Raw genomic sequence first — 17,166 nt, 5'->3', positions numbered from 1 at the left:
ACATTCGTTAAAAATAAAAAAACAGAAATTCCTAGCTACTGTTTATGTACTATTATAATCACCTAATTCATATATATATATTAGACCAAATATATTTATTTTTTATTTTATTTAAGGGGTGAAACATATATGTACAAAGTTAGTTTATTAGACAAATTATCTTTTCTCTTAGTGATTATTGGGGCAATAAACTGGGGGCTAATTGGATTATTCAATTTTAATTTAGTTCATTTCCTATTTAATTTTATGCCTTTATTAACAAGAATGGTATATATACTAGTTGGACTAGCTGGAGTAAATCTAATAAGATTCTTATACTGTCTAAAGAAAAAATAACTACCAAAATTAAACTAGCAAGGAGGAATCCCTGCTAGTTTAATTATTTTTCAAAGGTGCCTTTTACTACAACTTCCTTATTACGAACCATTATTTTACCTTTAGCTAATACTGTTTCAACTTCTAAGGTTTCTTTATCTACAATTACAATATCCGCATCTCTACCCTCTTCTACTTTGCCCTTATTGCTAAGCTTTAGATTATCAGCAGGATTTGAAGTTATAACTTTTAGAGCAGTTTGAATAGGAATGTTTTCTAGCTTAATAGCATCAACAACCTCCTTATAAAGAGATTGTGAGGTGCCTATTTGAAGTTTAGAAAATTTTCCATTGCTATCAAAGGCTGGTAGGCTTCCCTGTCCGTCAGAGGTAAATGTAATATTATCTTCCTTAACACCGTTTTCAAGCATTATTTTTAGTCCTTTACTACATTTAACTTCTCCCTCTTCTAAAAATTGTGTTGTAGTACTAGTGGTGAAGTCAACTAACCCACCTTTTTTAGCATATTTAATCCCCTCTTCAAACAGAGATTTATTTCTATTTATATGGGTGGGGACAAATTGAGTAATAGGAATTTCTGTGGTTTCTGATACTTCACTTAACATATGAAGTTGTTCTTTACCATCACCAATATGAACATTAACTATACCAGCTTTTCCAGAGAGCATTCCCGCTACCCTCGCATCAGCAGCTATTTTAGCTACCTCAGTAACTGTAGGTGCTGAAGAACGGTGATCAGAAATAGCTACTTCTCCCACTCCAACAATTTCGTCAATCAAAATAATATCCTCTCTAATGCTCATTAAAGTTTTTACAGGAATTTCATAGGAGCCTGTATAAAGGTAACAGGATAATCCTTCTTCTTTTAAAGCTTTTGCCTTTGCGATAAGAGATTTCATATCTCGAGTCACACTATCAGTTCCTAAACAGCCAACTATAGTAGTAACTCCACATGTGGTTGCAGTGGTCAGCGTTATCTCAGGAGTTCTGGTTTTGAAACTTCCTTCTCCCCCGCCACCTAGAATATGAACATGTGAATCAATAAATCCTGGAAATACTAATTTATTTTTTGCATCAATAATTTCAATTTCAAAATTAAAACCTGAACAGTCAATTTCCTTTTCGATATATCCTATTTTATCTCCACAAACTAATATATCACATTTCCCTTTATAATCTGGGTTATATAAAGTACCGTTCTTAATAAGTTTTAGCATTATTCTTCCCCTTTCACCATAAACATTACACATCCAATAGTATTATTGCCCTATTTATAACTTTAATTACTAATTATAAAATATTTAAAACCTGAAGTTACATTATTGTTAATGAATAATATTAATAAAACTTTAGTAGCTTAGTGATATAGAGTTTATTATTCCTTAAGTAAAATACTTTTCATTCTTTGCATCTCTTCATCTTTTTCCTTGATTAAACGTGTAACTCTTTCTTCATACTGATTCTGAAGTGCTAAAATTTTGTCATTAAAACTTTGATTCATATGTAAAATCTCTGTAGAGTGATTTATTTTTGTTACTTCCTCTTTTTGAATCAAAGTGGTCTTATAGTTTTCTTCTAAATTCTTTATTTTAATCTCATAACTTTCTTTCATAAAAGTAAGCTCTTTATTTAAATGATTATTTTCACTTGTAAGTTTATCATTACTCTTACTTAATTCATCATTCTCCTTAAGAAGGGTTTTCAACTCTTTTTCTAAAACAGAGTTTTTTTCTTCATACTCCTTAAATAAGTTCAACTCATTAGTTAAGTCATGATTCTTTTCTCTTAACATTTGATTTAAATCTTTAAACTCCTTCAAGTTGACTTCTAGGGAAGATATTTTAGTTGAATACTCTTTAAGGTCTATTTTTAATTCATCATTAACTTTAGCTGCTTCCTTAAGTTTTAAATGTAAGTTTTCATTTTGTGAAGAGATCTTATTTGTTTTTTCTTGTTCTTCAGCTATTTTTACCTTTAAGGTATTGGTTAGCTCCAAGGTTTTTATTTTATTACCTTCAATCATACTGATGTAAATATCTACAATTCTACTACTTATGCTTTGTAGCTCTTCAATATGGCTTTTTAATTCAACTGCATCATTTTTCACATTCTCCAATTCATAAGATTTTATAATTTGCTCCATGAGCTCCTTATTGTTTATACCTTGTTTCTGTGCTATATCCATAAACTTTTCTTTTAATTCTTCGCTAATTCTTACACTAAATATTGAATCCATTATCTCTACTCCTTATATGGTTAATTTATTTGAATTATATATTAAACTATGCTAAATATAAATGGTTACAAGCTTGCAATCAAGTATACAAGATGTAAACGTTAGTAAAATAGCGATATAATTGTATGTATACGTTGAGTATACATATATGGTACCATAAATTAAAGTTTTTATCAATATTTTCTAAAATAAAAACCATTCAATATAACTTTTATTATATTGAATGGTTTGTTATTAAAAAAATGACTTACAGAAAAGCTGAGTTTTTCTTATAAGTCATTGTTATTAATCTATTCAAAAAGAGGAAGTAATCCGTGATTACTTGTCATATTTCTCCACATCTTTATAACTAACACCAAAGGTTTCAACAGTGATGGATTTAATCTTAACTGGTTCTATAGGCTTATTATTAGCACCGGTTTTAACATTAGCTATTTCATCTACAGTGTCCATGCCTTCAATTACATTGCCAAAAGCTGCATATTCACCATCTAAGCGAGAGTCATCTTCATGCATTATGAAAAACTGAGAGCCAGCTGAGTTATTATTATTACCTGAGCGAGCCATGGATATAACTCCTCTTGTGTGCTTTAAGAGATTATTAAATCCGTTGCTAGAAAACTCACCAAAAATGTTATAATCGGGACCACCTGTACCATTTCCTTTTGGATCGCCTCCTTGTATCATGAAACCAGGTATAACTCTATGGAAAGTTAATCCATTATAAAAACCTTTGTTAGATAAAGAAATAAAGTTTCTAACTGTGTTAGGGGCTACATCAGGGAATAATTCAACTTTTATAATCTTTCCACTTTCCATTTCAATGGTAGCTACAGGATTTTTATCATTAGGACCCTTTTCTGTAGGTGAAGAAGTCTCCACCTTAGAAGGTTGATTTTCAGAAGGTTTCTCATTGGTAGTTGAATTATTTTCTTTCACTGGGGAAGAACATGCAACTAAAAAGAAACTCAATAAAACACAAACCAATATAGGTAATTTAAGTATTTTTTTGCTATTCAAGCTTATCACTCCTTTTGCTATACTAATATTATTACCTATATTATCAAAATTTAACTTACTTAACAATAATTTATTATGATTATAAGTATTAAGCTAAGCAACGTTGATTTTCAAATTCTCTTATTGGTAAAATATCATTAGCAAACATTCTATGTGTATGTTCTAAATAAGAAACCTTAATAACTTCATCATTTATATATTTGCCTTTTAACATATACTCGCCAAAATCATATAGTGTTAGTATATCTATTCTCTCTCTTTCAACAGCATCAAAACAATAGTTTGCAAAGGCTTTGAATAAATTTATGGAAGTCCCATGTATTATTTTTTTCGCATCAAATATGAATTTTGTATTACTGAACCCTTGCTCTAGTTTTTGGGATTTATAATTGTTTAAGCATTTACAAATAAATTCACTAGTATTTTTATTATTGTTCATTATTACTTTTTCCATATCTATCTTTCCTACCATATATTTTTCTGTTTCAGATAGACTATCTAAGACTAACTGATAAACATCATCTTCTATAAATAAAAATACGAAATTATTATTAATAATTGAATCTTTAATATATTTATACAAATTAATTACCATATGATCCTCGCCGTAATAATAAAAAGAAATGTGTTTTCCTAATTTTGTATCCATAACTATTCTCCTCTCAGTAATTATGTAAATAATTGGAATTTAGTACCATGGTATTATTCTACATTTTCCATAAATTACCTTTAATTACCTTTTTTTCTTTTTATCTAATTTATATGGTATTTTGACAGCAAGTATTCCAAATTTATTTTTATATTTAAAATATAATTAGAATCATAACTTTTTATGATGAAATATGTTATACTGTGTGGTAGAATATTTTAAAATTAAAGGACAAAAATACAAATAGTGGCTTATTAATATTGACGATTATCCTTATATTGTTATAAAATTTTTTATGTGTATTTGGATTAACCAATGCCACTAAGGAGGAAAGACTATGTGTGGATTTGTAACTTTTTTTAGTAACTCAACTATAGAGGAAAAAAGTAAAGAGTCTTTAAGACAAATGAGAAAAACTATTGTTCATAGAGGACCTAACCAAGATGGTGAATATATGGACGACAAGATTTATCTTGGATTTAGAAGATTAAGTATATTGGACTTAGCAAATGGACAACAACCATACTCTTACAATGATGAATTAGAAATAGTATTTAATGGAGAGATCTATAACTACATTTATTTAAGAGAGGAACTAATAAAAGAGGGCTATGAGTTTTCTACAAATTCAGAAGTTGAAGTTTTAGCAAAACTATATAAGCACTTCGGTGAGAAGTTTGTTGAGAAGCTTAGAGGAATGTTTTCTTTTATAATTTGGGATAAATTAAATAAAGTATTTTTTGGAGCTAGAGATCCTTTTGGGATTAAGCCTTTTTATTATGTAGAAAATGAAAGCGGATTATATGTAGCATCAGAATTAAAAAGTTTTCATTCAAATGAAGATACTACCTATAGGGAAATAGATAACGAGGCTCTACATAATTATTTAACATTCCAATTTGTTCCTGAACCAAAGACAATGTTAAAGGATATAAAAATATTAAAGCCAGGTCATACCATTAGAAAAGAATATGGAAAGAATCATGATATCAATTGTTACTATTCAATAAAATTTAATCCTACACCAGGATCAAAAGACGAAAGAATGGAGGAAATTAGGAAAGTTCTTGATGACTCTGTTAGATTGCACATGCAATCTGAAGTACCAGTAGCTGCTTTTCTTTCAGGTGGTATCGATTCAACTGTAGTTACAGCTCTTGCTAAGAAGTATGATCCTAATATTAAAACTTTTACCATAGGATTTGATAGATCAGGTTACACAGAAATAGATCTAGCTAAGGAAACTGCTGATAAGTTAGGGGTAGAAAATATTAGCAGAATAATAACTCATGAGGAGTTTGCTAACGAGTTACCTAAAATAATATGGCATATGGATGAGCCTGTTGCAGACCCAGCAGCTATACCACTTTACTTTATTGCGCAGGAAGCAGCTAAGCATGTTACGGTAATATTATCTGGTGAAGGTGCCGATGAAGTTTTTGGAGGGTATACAATATATCATGAACCTAATTCCCTAAAAATGTTTAACTATATGCCTTCAATGGTTAAGAAGATTTTAAAATCGGGAGCATCTTTAATTCCAGAAGGAACTAGAGGTAAAAGCTTTATTGAAAGAGGTTGTACTCCTATGAAAGAAAGATACGTAGGAAATGCCAAAATCTTCTTAGATAATGAAAAACAATCTGTTTTAAAGAATTTCAGTTCTGACTTTACTATTCCAAGAGCAGTTAAGGACATTTATGATAAAGCTTCAAGTTATGATCCAATAACTCAAATGCAATATGTGGACTTTAATACTTGGCTTACCGGAGACATTTTAGTTAAGGCTGATAGAATGACAATGGCACACTCTTTAGAATTAAGAGTACCCTTCCTTGATAAGGAAGTATTCAGAGTTGCTTCTAAATTAACTTCTGAAGAAAAAATAAATGGTCATGTAACAAAGTATCTTTTAAGGGAATCCTTTAAATCAGAACTGGATTTAACTGCGATGGATAGAAAAAAACTGGGATATCCTGTGCCTATTCGTCTGTGGCTAAAAGATGAACTTTATAGTTGGGCAGAAAACATAATAAAAGAAAGTAATGCAGATGAATTTATAAACAAGGCAACTGCACTTAAACTTTTAGAAGACCATAGAAAAGGTCCTTTCGATTTAAGTAGAAAGATATGGACAATTCTTGTATTCCTAATTTGGCATAAAATTTTTATTGAGAACCAAAGTCCCTTTCTAGAGCAAAAGGAAATTGCAATAGATAAACAATAGAAATAAAAAACTCTTCCTATAACATTAAAGTGTACCCTTTAAAAAGGACCTTTTATTATAGGGAGAGTTCTTTTATTATTCTATGTTTTTAATTCCATTTTTTAAAAGCCATCTTTGGATATATTCATAATATCTGTAATCTTTGAAGTCGTAGAAGTTATCAATATCACCCTCTCTTAGAAGGATAGAATTAAACTTATGGCTATAATTTGCATCTTTAAGGGAATTAAGAAGTTTGTCCCTTAACATATTGTCTGTTAATGAAAAAGTATACTCCTTCATTACAGATATAGTAAAATCTTCTTCTACAATTGGAATATGTAAGTATTGTTGTTTATTAGGGCTAAGTATGTTTATCGCCTCATTAATCAGGTCTTTTTCCCAGTCTTCAAGATTGATTAACTTCGAGTTATCTTCAAGAGCTTCTAACACGTTAAGTGGTATATAACTAAGTTCTCCAGAATTAGTATCGAGATAACATTCTCCCTCTCCCCTAGTATCCTCAGAAATTAATTCTGATAATAACTCCATATCAATAGGTAAATTCTTCATAATAACCTCGCTAAAAATGATTTTTTAGTAATATGATTCTTAAATAACTTATTGAAATCAATTATATCATAAAAAGTTTACTTTAACTTCATATATGGGAAAATATATGAAATTAACCTTTAATAATTTTCTAATAGAATAAAATGGAATATGTGTTCTATTGATTTTTTTATGTAAAGTGATAAAATAACATTGTCGGTATCCTTTTGGAACTGAACTCGTCTAATAATTAAGTTAGACCCGAATTATATCCCTTGGGGGAATAAGAATGGGAGGATTTTATTATGCAAAGTAATGTATCAACAACTCGTAGTGCTAAGCTAAGCACTAAGCAGCTTGCTATTGTAGGTATGCTGTCAGCTATTTCCATGATTTTAGGGATGACTCCACTAGGATTTATCCAACTTCCTTTTATGAGTGCAACAATAATGCATATTCCTGTTATTATTGGTGCGGTTTTAGAAGGACCAGTGGTCGGTGCATTGGTAGGTTTAATCTTTGGTATTTTCAGTATGATTAGAGCTTTTTCTAATCCAACTCTTACTGCTTTTTTATTCATGAATCCAATAATAGCTATTCTACCAAGAATATTAATTGGTATAGGGAGCTATTATATCTATAAGTTGGTAAAAATTAAGGCAGCCAATATAAGAATAGGAATTGCATCTATAATGGGTTCTTTTATTAATACTATAGGGGTTTTGGGCATATCCTATTTACTTTATGGAAATAAGCTAGCAGAGGTTATGGGCATATCTAAGACTGCTGTAGGAATAACATTTCTAACAACAGCAGGAACTAACGGTGTTGCCGAAGCAGCCATCTCAGCACTAATTACAATACCTGTAGTAGGTGCTTTAAGAAAAATACTTAAATAAAAAATCTCTCTCCTAGTTAAGAAAATTTATTGTCTTAACTAGGAGTTTTATATTATGCATAAAATTAATTTTGTTTTTGAGGTGAGTTTAATGATAGATATTCAATTTGTAGATATTTCAGGGATTAAAATTGGTCATGCTGAGGATATTGACGGTGTCACAGGATGTACTGTTGTGCTATGTGAGGAAGGAGCCTCAGGAGGTGTAGCAGTAAGAGGTGGTGCACCAGGCACTAGAGAAACAGACTTATTGAATCCTATGGAGATGGTACAGTATATCCATGGAGTGATTTTATCAGGAGGAAGTGCTTTTGGCCTTGATGCTGCGGGCGGTGTTATGGATTATCTTGAAGGAAAAGGTATAGGTTTTGATGTTGGAGTTACAAAGGTACCTATTGTATGTGGAGCAGTAATTTTCGATTTAGCTATAGGAAATCATAAAATCAGACCTGATAAAACAATGGGTTATAAAGCTTGTATTAATTCAGAAACTACAACATTAGATTTGCAAGGCAATGTAGGTGCAGGATATGGTGCAACAGTTGGGAAAATTCTAGGTCCTAATAATGCAATGAAGGGAGGATTAGGATCAGCAGCCTTTCAGGTTGGTGATTTACAAGTGGGTGCAATTGTAGCAGTAAACGCATTAGGTGATATTATTGATCCAGAAAACAACATAATCATAGCTGGGGCATTAAATGAGGAAAAATCTAAGTTTTTAAATACTGAGGAATTAATGCTAAAAGAATATGATAAAAAAATAAATAGGTTTAGTGGAAACACTACCATTGGAATAATTGCTACAAATGCAAAACTGACTAAAGGTGAGGCGAATAAGGTAGCCTCCATGGCCCATAATGGGTTTGGTAGAACTATAAGACCAGCTCATACTATGTTTGATGGTGATACCATATTTACTATGGCAACAAATAAAGTCCAGGGAGATGTAAATGTTGTCGGCTTTCTAGCTACTAGGGCAATGGAGCAAGCTATAATAAATGCTATTAAGAATTGTGAAAGTGCTGATGGATATATAAGTTATAAAGATTTGGCTCAGATGCAAGGAAAATAAGCTTATAATTTCTTTTTATCAATATAAGTGTTACAACTGATTAAAAGTAAAAAAAAGGAGCCAGATTAAACCTGACTCCTTTTTTTTATTTATTCATTTTTAGAGTTTCAGCAATAGCTGATATACTTCCTAAAGAAGATAAAGTGTCTACTGGAAGTATTAATTTATTTGCTGGATTTTTAGATAATTCTTTTAAAGCTTCAACTTGCTTTAAGGCAATCACTGCTTCATTTGTGCCTGACTCAATTATAGCTCTATTAACTTTATCAATAGCAAGAGCCTCCGCTTGAGCAATTATATCAATTGCTTTAGCTTTACCTTCTGCTTCAAGAAGTTGAGATTCTCTAAGTCCTTCAGCACGTCTAATATTAGCTTCCTTTTCTGCTTCAGCCTGAAGAATTTTCGACTGTTTTTCCCCTTCTGCTCTTTCAATAGAACTCTGTCTTTCCCCTTCAGCATTAAGGATTGCAGCTCTTTTACTTCTTTCTGCTTTCATTTGTTTTTCCATAGCATCTTGAATTTCAGCAGGTGGCACTATATTTTTAATCTCTACAGATAATATTTTTATGCCATAAGCATCAGTAACATTATCTACAATCTCTAAAAGCTTTGAGTTTATTCTATCTCTTCCAGCTAAAACCTCGTCTAAGCTCATATCTCCTAAAATATTTCTCATATTAGTAACTGTAGAATACATAATACCAGAAACATAGTTTTCAATATTATATACTGCATCTTTCGCACTTAATACTTGATAAAATATTACATTATCCACTGAAATTTTAACGTTATCTTTTGTAATAACATTTTGAGGTGGAATATCTAATATTTGTTGCTTCATTGACACTCTTTTTCTAACAAAGTCAGCAAACGGAATTGTTAAGTGCCAACCAGGCTCTAAAACCTTGTAAAATTGACCAAACCTTTCTAAAACATACACATAACCTGTATTTACTACTTTCACTGATGCAATGATTAGTATTAGTACAAGAGCTAATACTACTAACAAACCAATAAATGGTGCCATATTATTCATCTCCCTTTCTTACAATTAATTTATTATCTTTTACTTCTAGTACTTTAAAAGTATCTCCTTTGTTAATTTTTTCTCCTATGTTTTTCACAGCCCAAAATACTTCATTAATTTTAATTCTGGTTTCTTTTTCTATTTGTTCCTGAGCTACAAATTCTTTCCCTTCATATTTTCCCATTAGGAGTTTTTCTTGGCTTATATTGGTTTTAATATATTTTTTAGAAACCTTAAGCCCGTAAATTAATGCAAGTACACCGATTACTAATGCAACTACTACTTGAATTTCAAAGCCTACAAAGAATCCTAAAAAGAATGCAGGTATAAAACCTAATGCCAGCCAAGAATAAGTAAAATTGCTTGTTAAAAAGTCTACTAGTAAAACGAATAGTACTAGTGCAAACCATATCCAGTTTAATCCCATATTTATCACCCCACAATTTTAATTTATATAATAATAAAGTATATGCATCATTATCATTAAGTTTATTAAATAGTTATAATATTATTATAACAAATTAAAATATTAACTACTAGTAAATATTAGGAAAATAAATATTGTTAATATAAAGTTTAGGATTTAGATTGAAATAATAAAAATAAAGACTATGATTGTTCTTTAAAAAAACTTCCATAGCCTTATATCTTAAATTTTGTATAAAAATAACTAAACTTTAACCTCTCCAAATTTCACTAATAATATTTTAAAAAAATTAAAGGATTTTTATAGTGTCTCCTATTTTAATTGTACCCCCTTGTATAACCCTTGTAAAAATACCTTCATGAGGCATGATACAATTGCCTACAAGATTTTTAATTTGACACCCCTTATGACACTCCTTTCCGATTTGTGTCACCTCTAATATAGTTTCTCCAATATTAAGTTTAGTTCCTACTGAAAGTTTATAAAGAATTACTCCTTCCGTTGTTATGTTCTCTGCAAACAATCCATAAGTAGTGCAGTCAATACCTAGGTGCTTCATCTTGCTTATGCTCTCTATACCTAGAAGAGATACTTGTCTATGCCAGGGTCCATTATGCGCATCATTATCTAGACCGAGGTTTTCTAAAAACAATCCCTCATTAATTGGAGTTTTTATTGTTCCCTTACTTTTGCTAATATTAATTGATAATACCACTCCCATATTTTAACTCCTCTCATAAGTTCCTGACTTTCCACCTGTTTTCTTCAAAAGAATTGTATTGTTTATAGATATTTCTTTATCAATAGCCTTACACATATCATAAATAGTTAAGGCTGCAACACTTACTGCAGTTAAGGCTTCCATTTCAACACCTGTTTTCCCTTCTGTGCTTACAGTGGAGGTTATACAAACCTTAGAACTTTCAAAATCAAGTTTAAAGTTTATATCACATCCTGTAATCATAAGTGGATGGCACATAGGTATAATAGACGAGGTGTTTTTACAAGCTATAATTCCAGCAACTTGAGCAACTGAAAGTACATCACCTTTAACTATTAAGCCTTGACTTATACGATCCAAAGTAGATTTTTTCATTACAACTTCAGAGTAGCCAATTGCCCTTCGGATGGTTATAGCCTTTTCTTCTACATTAACCATTTTGGCTCTTCCCTGTATATTTATATGTGTTAGTTCCATAGAAATTACCCCCCGATTTGATACATTAACTTTTTACTGGTATTTTCAGGTTGTTCTAATAAATTGTGTTCTTTAGGTTTATGGTATATGCTCTCTCTGAGTGCTGAAACAAGAGCTAAGTCATTATCTAAGTGTGGAGTTAAGTCTAATTCCTTTTCAGAGTGAAGGCAAGGTTTAATTATGCCATTGCTTGTCAGTCTAACTTTATTGCAGTTATTACAGAATTTGCAACTTATGGGGCTAATAAACCCAACCTTACCTTTTGCATTTGGTAATTTATAAAGTTTTGCGATTCCTTTATCTAATGTACCGGTAGGAAAAAGCTCGGAATGGGTATTTAAAATTTCTTCAGAGGTTATCAAGCCATTTTTGTAAAATCTCTCACCTTCACCAATAGGCATTAATTCTATAAATCTTATCGTAAGGGGTAATTCCTTAGTAAGATTAATTAAGTCTGTAATCTCATCATCATTTATACCTCTAATTAGAACAGTATTTAATTTTAGTTCTAAATTAAGAGATAAACACTTGTTTATTGCATCTTCTACTTTAGATAGTTCACCATATTTAGTTATTGCTTTAAACTTATCTTTTTTCAGTGTGTCCAAACTTATGTTAACCCTGTTTAGTCCACATTGTTTTAAGGATGTAACCATATCACCTAAAAGAACGCCATTTGTTGTTATTGAAATATCCTTAATATTAATTATCTTTGAAGTATTGAAGATAATCTTTTCTATATTATCTACAACTAATGGTTCGCCACCTGTAAATCTTACCTTTTGAATTCCAAGTATAGATGCTGCTTTTAATATTCTATTTATATCTTCAGATTGAAGGCAAATATCTTCTTTTTTGTTACATATATTTTGAGGCATACAATAAATACACCTTAAATTACATTTTTCAGTGATAGATACTCTAATATAATCTATATTTCTTCCTTCCCTATCAAACATTTCTATCCCTCTTTTCTAAGTTGCACATTCAAATGCTGTTCCATTTAAAATTTGTAATCCATGCTTTAAAGCTGGAATTATAGCTTGAAGATTTTCTACAGCACCTTTAGGGCTTCCAGGAAGGTTAATTATTAGAGTTTCATTTCTTATACCAGATACTGCCCTTGAGAGCATAGCTTTAGGCGTTATCTCTAAGGAGTGAGCTCTCATTGCTTCTGCAATACCAGGTATCTTCTTAGTCAGTACTCTTTCAGTAGCTTCAGGAGTAACATCTCTTTTTGAAAGCCCTGTTCCTCCATTAGTAAGTATAAGGCTTACTCTAGCTTCATCACATAAGTATAGCAACTCTTTCTCAATGATATCTATCTCATCAGGTATTACTTTATAATAGCTTACGGTATAATCCCTTGTCGGTAGTGCTGCCTTAATGGCGAAACCTGTTAGATCCTCTCTTCTCCCTGCAGCTCCCTTATCACTTATAGTTAATATTGCACTTTTTATCATATTTGCACACTCCTTATCAAAATCAGGTGTTACATAGGTTAAACAAGGCTTGTCATATTTAAATTTTACCATTTAATGTAAATATATCTATAGGAAAGTTTCTATGATAAATGACAAAAAATGGTTAAATACTTATGTATTTAATAACTAATAATAATAAAAAGTACAAGCTGTGATGATAATTGTTAGAAACTGTAATAATGAGTATTAAATTTTCTAATGAATATAATGGTAAAATATGTTACTTTTATAAATATCTAAGATAAAGTGAGGAGATATTTCATGATCAAAACTTTAATTTTATATAACAGTGAGGAATATAACACTGTAGAATATATAGAAAAGCTTTCATTAATACTTGGCCCAAGTAAATATGTTTCTGTTCAAGACTTTAATGAGGAATATGAAAGTTTTAATATTTTTATAATTTATCTAGACATGGATTACGAACAAAAGAATGTAGAGTTTTTGAATTTAATAAATAGATATAGGGAAATCTTTAAAAGGAAAAAGCTATTAGTGTTTACTTTCGAAAAAAACTTGGAGAGTTTCAGCTGGATTAAATCTAGTATAGAGAAAGTGGTTTCAGATAATTTAGTTGATTATAGAAGGATTCCTCAAAAGTTAAGTGAATTATATAAATATGGTTTGGAAGTTAAAACATTGTCAGAGAAATATGTATTACAAATAGAGGAAGGAAGTTTAAAAGAGCAAATAGAAGATTTTTTAAGCAAAAGATCTGTGGCTAATCTATCAACTTCAAATTCAGAGAATAGTCGTTCAACCCCTATAGAGTATATTTATAAGGATAATTATATTTATATTTACTCTGAGGGAGGAATTAAATTTTTTAATTTACTTCAAAATAATAAAATCTCTTTATCTATTTATGATAGCTATACAAACTTTAATGAGTTAAAAGGAATGCAGATATCTGGAGTAGCATATATAATTTCCCCTAAAAGTGAAATTTATGATGAAGTATTAAAAATGAAAAATATTAATAAATGGACATTATCAACCCTATTAAATGTTATAAAAATTAAAATAAAAAAGGTTGAATTTTTAAATAGTGATTTTAAAAAGTTGGGATATGACATCAATCAGATTTACTATTTCTAGGGTAGTTATTAAAAACTTATTATTCTATATTATTATCGCGAATTTTTATAACAATATAAGTTCTAAGTCATAGTATATATTAAGAAGTACTGTTAGAGGGAGATAGATTTAAATAATTGATAAGTTGTATAGAAAGTTATTGGTAGATATTACTCTTCTTATAATTACAATGTTGTGCAGTTATATTTATAGTATATTAACAAAGTATTCTATGTAATTTTCATAGAATACTTTGTTGATTATTACAGTTAAATTAACATAGGTTTTTGAACTTCCTAATATAGATACTCGTTAATAAATTTTATAGAAGAATGAAATCCTATATTACTCCTGATCTATACTTGTTAAAACAGGGTCAAATAGATTTATATTACATTTATGATTTTTCCAGTGATAACAATTTTCACAACTCATAGAATTTTCAGCACCTACAGTATTAATAACGTTACTACATAATGAATCATAGCCAGGACACTGAATTGCCACCATCATTAATTGTTCTCTACTTGGTGAGTTATTCATATTGCAACCTCCCTCATATTAGAATTTTAATAAATAACTATAACATAAAGTATAATAAATAGTTTATTGTAAAATATTTAATTTAAAAGCTACTTCAGATATATAACAGTTATTGATATTACAATTAAAAGTGAACTCTCACAAGCCAAAATTTTATTTTTTTATCACTCCATCCAAGGTCCCAGGGTACGTTAGACCTATCCGTATTATGGCAGCTAACTAGAGAATAGCCGTTGGAGTCTGCCCCCGTAACCATAGATATGTGAGTAATATCACCCTTTTTTTCATAGGCCACAAAATCCCCTGGCTCAAGCTTATAGGAAGATTTAAAAACCTTTTCGTAATTGCCGTAAGCTATTACAGAGGCTCTTCCACTATTCACCATATAATTCTTGAAGCCATCAGCATTTAACCATGCTCTAGTAGCACCACTTTTATCATAGTTCCAAGCACCGTTTTTTCTAAATTTACCACCTTCAAATAAAATTTGAGAAGCAAAGTTAGCACAGTCCCCTCCTTGAGGATTATAATCCCTATAAGCTTTATTGTATTTAAAGCCATATTGTTCTTCTGATGCAGCACCACAATACTTTTTGGCATACTCTACTGCTTCAACTCGTCTTTCTTTTAATGTGGAAAAGTCTCTAGAGCTTTGGCTAAGTATAAATTCCTTCATTGTATCTGTTTTTATATTATCTAAATCTAGAGAATCAGCAAAAGGATCTTTATACCATTCTTTGGTAATTACCCACTCACCTTCTTTATTATTTAAATTTAGTATATGATAAGTTCCTATCCTAGAACTGTTAATGTTTTCAGAGTTATTTTCATAGGCATATTTATATTCTGTAGAACAAATTAAATTAACAGAATACTTACCATCAGAACCTTTTATGGATCTAATTACTACTGTTGGTATAATATCAATGAACTTTACTCCCTGTTTGCCTTCCCAGTTATGCAAGTATTTCATCTTCTTCATTTCATGTTCCATTGCCCAGATGCCATATTTAGTTTTGGTATCATAAATGGAGTCAATTATTTCTGCGTCACTATTTAGTATAGCTTTATTTCTTTTTTCAAATATGTCATTTACTGCTTTAGTGACCTCATCTTTTGATGCTTCGTCAATTGCAAATATATTTGTAGACATAAGAAGACTGATAATTATTGCAGATATAATTACAGAAAATACTTTAAAATCTTTTAGCGTGAAATTTTTATTTGCATCAAAAACCATAAATAACACTCCTTTACACGAGAAGAATACTCTGTAAGATCAATTTAGATTCTATATATCATATATACAGAACTTATTAATTAGCTGAGAAAATAAAAATATAATTATCAAATATTAAGAATCACTAGAGGAATGCATCATTGAGTCATATTATTTTCACTTATGTAATTTTACATGTAGTAAAAGTATGCTTCAAAAAGATACTTTTTATCAGTATTATTTAATGAATAATACTTGGTAATTTAATGATATTAATACAAATATTAATTTTTTAGATTTTTTCTATATAAATGTATTTTTAAAACAAAGAGATATGAAACATTCTTTCAGTAAAAGAGTAACATATTAGTAGTTTTAATCTTGGAGAAGTAACAAAACAAAGAATATATCATAATCTATAGTGTAAGGCTTTACAGGCAAAAGCAATTTTTTTAGGAGGAAATCCTGTGTATCAACAAAGTTACAGAGATTTAAATGATGACATGAATTGCTCAAAAAACTTAATTGACCTACTAATAGAGGCAATGAAAGATGAAAGACATGATAGAGCAAAATACAAAATGATGATGGATATGACAAAAAAAGAGAAAATTAAAGAACAAATAAACTTTGCTTATGAAGATGAAGGTAAACATTATAAGATGTTTCAATACATCTTCTATCAATTGACTGGAAAACAAATTGATATTCCGATTCCAGAAGTTGAAGAGTATGATGAATTAATTGATGCTGTAGAAACCAGTATAAATGGAGAACTAGGGGCTGTTGAATTGTATAGAAAAATCCAATCTATGTTACCCAATATTGGTTTAAGAGATATGCTTTTTGAAATTATTACTGATGAACAAGAACATGCAACTAGATTTACTTATGTATTTAGTATGCTAAATGAGGATTAAGTATTAAAATTATTATTTCATATCTAAATAAGATATAGAATACAATAGAAATACTGCAAAATATGTCCTATTTTATTTTGCATTTCCTTTTATAAGTTGCCTAAATTTATCTTACAATGTAAAAGCAATATTGCAACTTATATAATACTGACTTTTCAATAATATAATAAAAATAGAATGTCTAACTTTAGACATTCTATTTTTATTATAAGATAATTATAAGTTCATTTCCAAGTAAATTTTGCCATCAAGAGTTTTAACATAAAACTTATTTCCATCAATAATTCCATAAGTATTTGG

Annotated in this window: 19 protein-coding genes; 6 read left to right on the top strand and 13 right to left on the bottom strand. The window is 29.8% G+C overall.

The genetic code is table 11. The annotated features are described in order from the left end of the window. Window positions 1-129 precede the first annotated feature (129 nt). Complete coding sequence (locus tag C661_RS0114720) at window positions 130-336, top strand: DUF378 domain-containing protein (protein ID WP_017416107.1); 207 nt, start codon at window positions 130-132, stop codon at window positions 334-336. Between the two features lie 43 nt (window positions 337-379). Here the strand turns inward: C661_RS0114720 and iadA are convergent, their stop codons facing one another. The 4 genes from iadA to C661_RS0114700 all read right to left on the bottom strand — a co-directional run bounded on the left by iadA (window position 380) and on the right by C661_RS0114700 (window position 4,240). After that, window positions 380-1,552: a beta-aspartyl-peptidase gene (gene iadA, locus C661_RS0114715; protein ID WP_017416106.1), complete on the bottom strand. Its 1,173-nt coding sequence runs from the start codon at window positions 1,550-1,552 to the stop codon at window positions 380-382. 158 nt (window positions 1,553-1,710) lie between these two features. Further along, window positions 1,711-2,571, bottom strand: coding sequence for a hypothetical protein (locus tag C661_RS0114710; RefSeq protein WP_017416105.1), 861 nt, complete (start codon window positions 2,569-2,571; stop codon window positions 1,711-1,713). A 318-nt stretch (window positions 2,572-2,889) separates the two neighbouring features. Further along, window positions 2,890-3,591 (bottom strand): peptidylprolyl isomerase, encoded by a 702-nt coding sequence (locus C661_RS0114705; protein ID WP_017416104.1) that lies wholly within the window; start codon window positions 3,589-3,591, stop codon window positions 2,890-2,892. An 88-nt stretch (window positions 3,592-3,679) separates the two neighbouring features. Next, window positions 3,680-4,240 carry an MEDS domain-containing protein gene (locus tag C661_RS0114700; RefSeq protein WP_017416103.1) on the bottom strand — a complete coding sequence of 187 codons (561 nt, stop codon included), beginning with the start codon at window positions 4,238-4,240 and terminating at the stop codon, window positions 3,680-3,682. A 337-nt stretch (window positions 4,241-4,577) separates the two neighbouring features. Between C661_RS0114700 and asnB the strand changes: the two genes are divergently transcribed. Continuing rightward, window positions 4,578-6,467 carry an asparagine synthase (glutamine-hydrolyzing) gene (gene asnB / locus C661_RS0114695; RefSeq protein ID WP_017416102.1) on the top strand — a complete coding sequence of 630 codons (1,890 nt, stop codon included), beginning with the start codon at window positions 4,578-4,580 and terminating at the stop codon, window positions 6,465-6,467. Window positions 6,468-6,542: 75 nt separating this feature from the next. Here the strand turns inward: asnB and C661_RS0114690 are convergent, their stop codons facing one another. Continuing rightward, entirely contained in the window at window positions 6,543-7,019 is a 477-nt protein-coding gene (locus C661_RS0114690) for a hypothetical protein (protein WP_017416101.1), read from the bottom strand. Window positions 7,020-7,303: 284 nt separating this feature from the next. Between C661_RS0114690 and C661_RS0114685 the strand changes: the two genes are divergently transcribed. Together C661_RS0114685 and C661_RS0114680 are read left to right on the top strand one after the other, a co-directional pair. Further along, the gene (locus C661_RS0114685; protein WP_017416100.1) at window positions 7,304-7,897 is read left to right on the top strand and encodes an ECF transporter S component; all 594 of its coding nucleotides are present in this window, start codon (window positions 7,304-7,306) and stop codon (window positions 7,895-7,897) included. Window positions 7,898-7,987: 90 nt separating this feature from the next. Further along, a complete protein-coding gene (locus tag C661_RS0114680; RefSeq protein WP_026051070.1) occupies window positions 7,988-8,968 on the top strand; it encodes a P1 family peptidase in 981 nt (326 codons plus the stop codon). A gap of 85 nt (window positions 8,969-9,053) precedes the next feature. On the opposite strand, the gene C661_RS0114675 is transcribed toward C661_RS0114680, so the two are convergent. From C661_RS0114675 to C661_RS0114650, 6 genes are all read right to left on the bottom strand, one after another. Beyond that, window positions 9,054-9,995: an SPFH domain-containing protein gene (locus tag C661_RS0114675; protein WP_017416098.1), complete on the bottom strand. Its 942-nt coding sequence runs from the start codon at window positions 9,993-9,995 to the stop codon at window positions 9,054-9,056. A 1-nt stretch (window position 9,996) separates the two neighbouring features. Beyond that, window positions 9,997-10,422 (bottom strand): NfeD family protein, encoded by a 426-nt coding sequence (locus C661_RS0114670; RefSeq protein WP_017416097.1) that lies wholly within the window; start codon window positions 10,420-10,422, stop codon window positions 9,997-9,999. A gap of 289 nt (window positions 10,423-10,711) precedes the next feature. Continuing rightward, on the bottom strand, window positions 10,712-11,143 hold the full coding sequence (locus C661_RS0114665; protein WP_017416096.1) for an MOSC domain-containing protein: 432 nt from the start codon (window positions 11,141-11,143) through the stop codon (window positions 10,712-10,714). 3 nt (window positions 11,144-11,146) lie between these two features. Continuing rightward, window positions 11,147-11,620 (bottom strand): cyclic pyranopterin monophosphate synthase MoaC, encoded by a 474-nt coding sequence (gene moaC / locus C661_RS0114660; RefSeq protein ID WP_017416095.1) that lies wholly within the window; start codon window positions 11,618-11,620, stop codon window positions 11,147-11,149. 5 nt (window positions 11,621-11,625) lie between these two features. Continuing rightward, window positions 11,626-12,579, bottom strand: coding sequence for a GTP 3',8-cyclase MoaA (gene moaA, locus C661_RS0114655; protein WP_017416094.1), 954 nt, complete (start codon window positions 12,577-12,579; stop codon window positions 11,626-11,628). Window positions 12,580-12,594: 15 nt separating this feature from the next. Beyond that, window positions 12,595-13,083: a MogA/MoaB family molybdenum cofactor biosynthesis protein gene (locus tag C661_RS0114650; protein ID WP_017416093.1), complete on the bottom strand. Its 489-nt coding sequence runs from the start codon at window positions 13,081-13,083 to the stop codon at window positions 12,595-12,597. 282 nt (window positions 13,084-13,365) lie between these two features. Here C661_RS0114650 and C661_RS22840 point away from each other — a divergent pair, with 282 nt between their 5' ends. Further along, window positions 13,366-14,205 carry a pyridoxamine 5'-phosphate oxidase family protein gene (locus C661_RS22840; protein WP_017416092.1) on the top strand — a complete coding sequence of 280 codons (840 nt, stop codon included), beginning with the start codon at window positions 13,366-13,368 and terminating at the stop codon, window positions 14,203-14,205. Between the two features lie 324 nt (window positions 14,206-14,529). Here C661_RS22840 and C661_RS0114640 read toward each other — a convergent pair whose 3' ends face one another. Together C661_RS0114640 and C661_RS0114635 are read right to left on the bottom strand one after the other, a co-directional pair. Then, a complete protein-coding gene (locus C661_RS0114640; RefSeq protein WP_017416091.1) occupies window positions 14,530-14,727 on the bottom strand; it encodes a hypothetical protein in 198 nt (65 codons plus the stop codon). A gap of 124 nt (window positions 14,728-14,851) precedes the next feature. After that, a complete protein-coding gene (locus C661_RS0114635) occupies window positions 14,852-15,880 on the bottom strand; it encodes an amidase domain-containing protein (RefSeq protein WP_242826005.1) in 1,029 nt (342 codons plus the stop codon). Window positions 15,881-16,413: 533 nt separating this feature from the next. Between C661_RS0114635 and C661_RS0114630 the strand changes: the two genes are divergently transcribed. Beyond that, window positions 16,414-16,866 (top strand): ferritin-like domain-containing protein, encoded by a 453-nt coding sequence (locus C661_RS0114630; protein ID WP_017416089.1) that lies wholly within the window; start codon window positions 16,414-16,416, stop codon window positions 16,864-16,866. Window positions 16,867-17,166: the final 300 nt, after the last annotated feature.

The organism is Clostridium tunisiense TJ (assembly GCF_000300195.1).
Taxonomy (GTDB): Bacteria; Bacillota; Clostridia; order Clostridiales; family Clostridiaceae; genus Clostridium_J; species Clostridium_J tunisiense.
The sequence above is the reverse complement of the archived record's forward strand: the minus strand, read 5'-3'. Positions and strand labels throughout refer to the sequence as shown.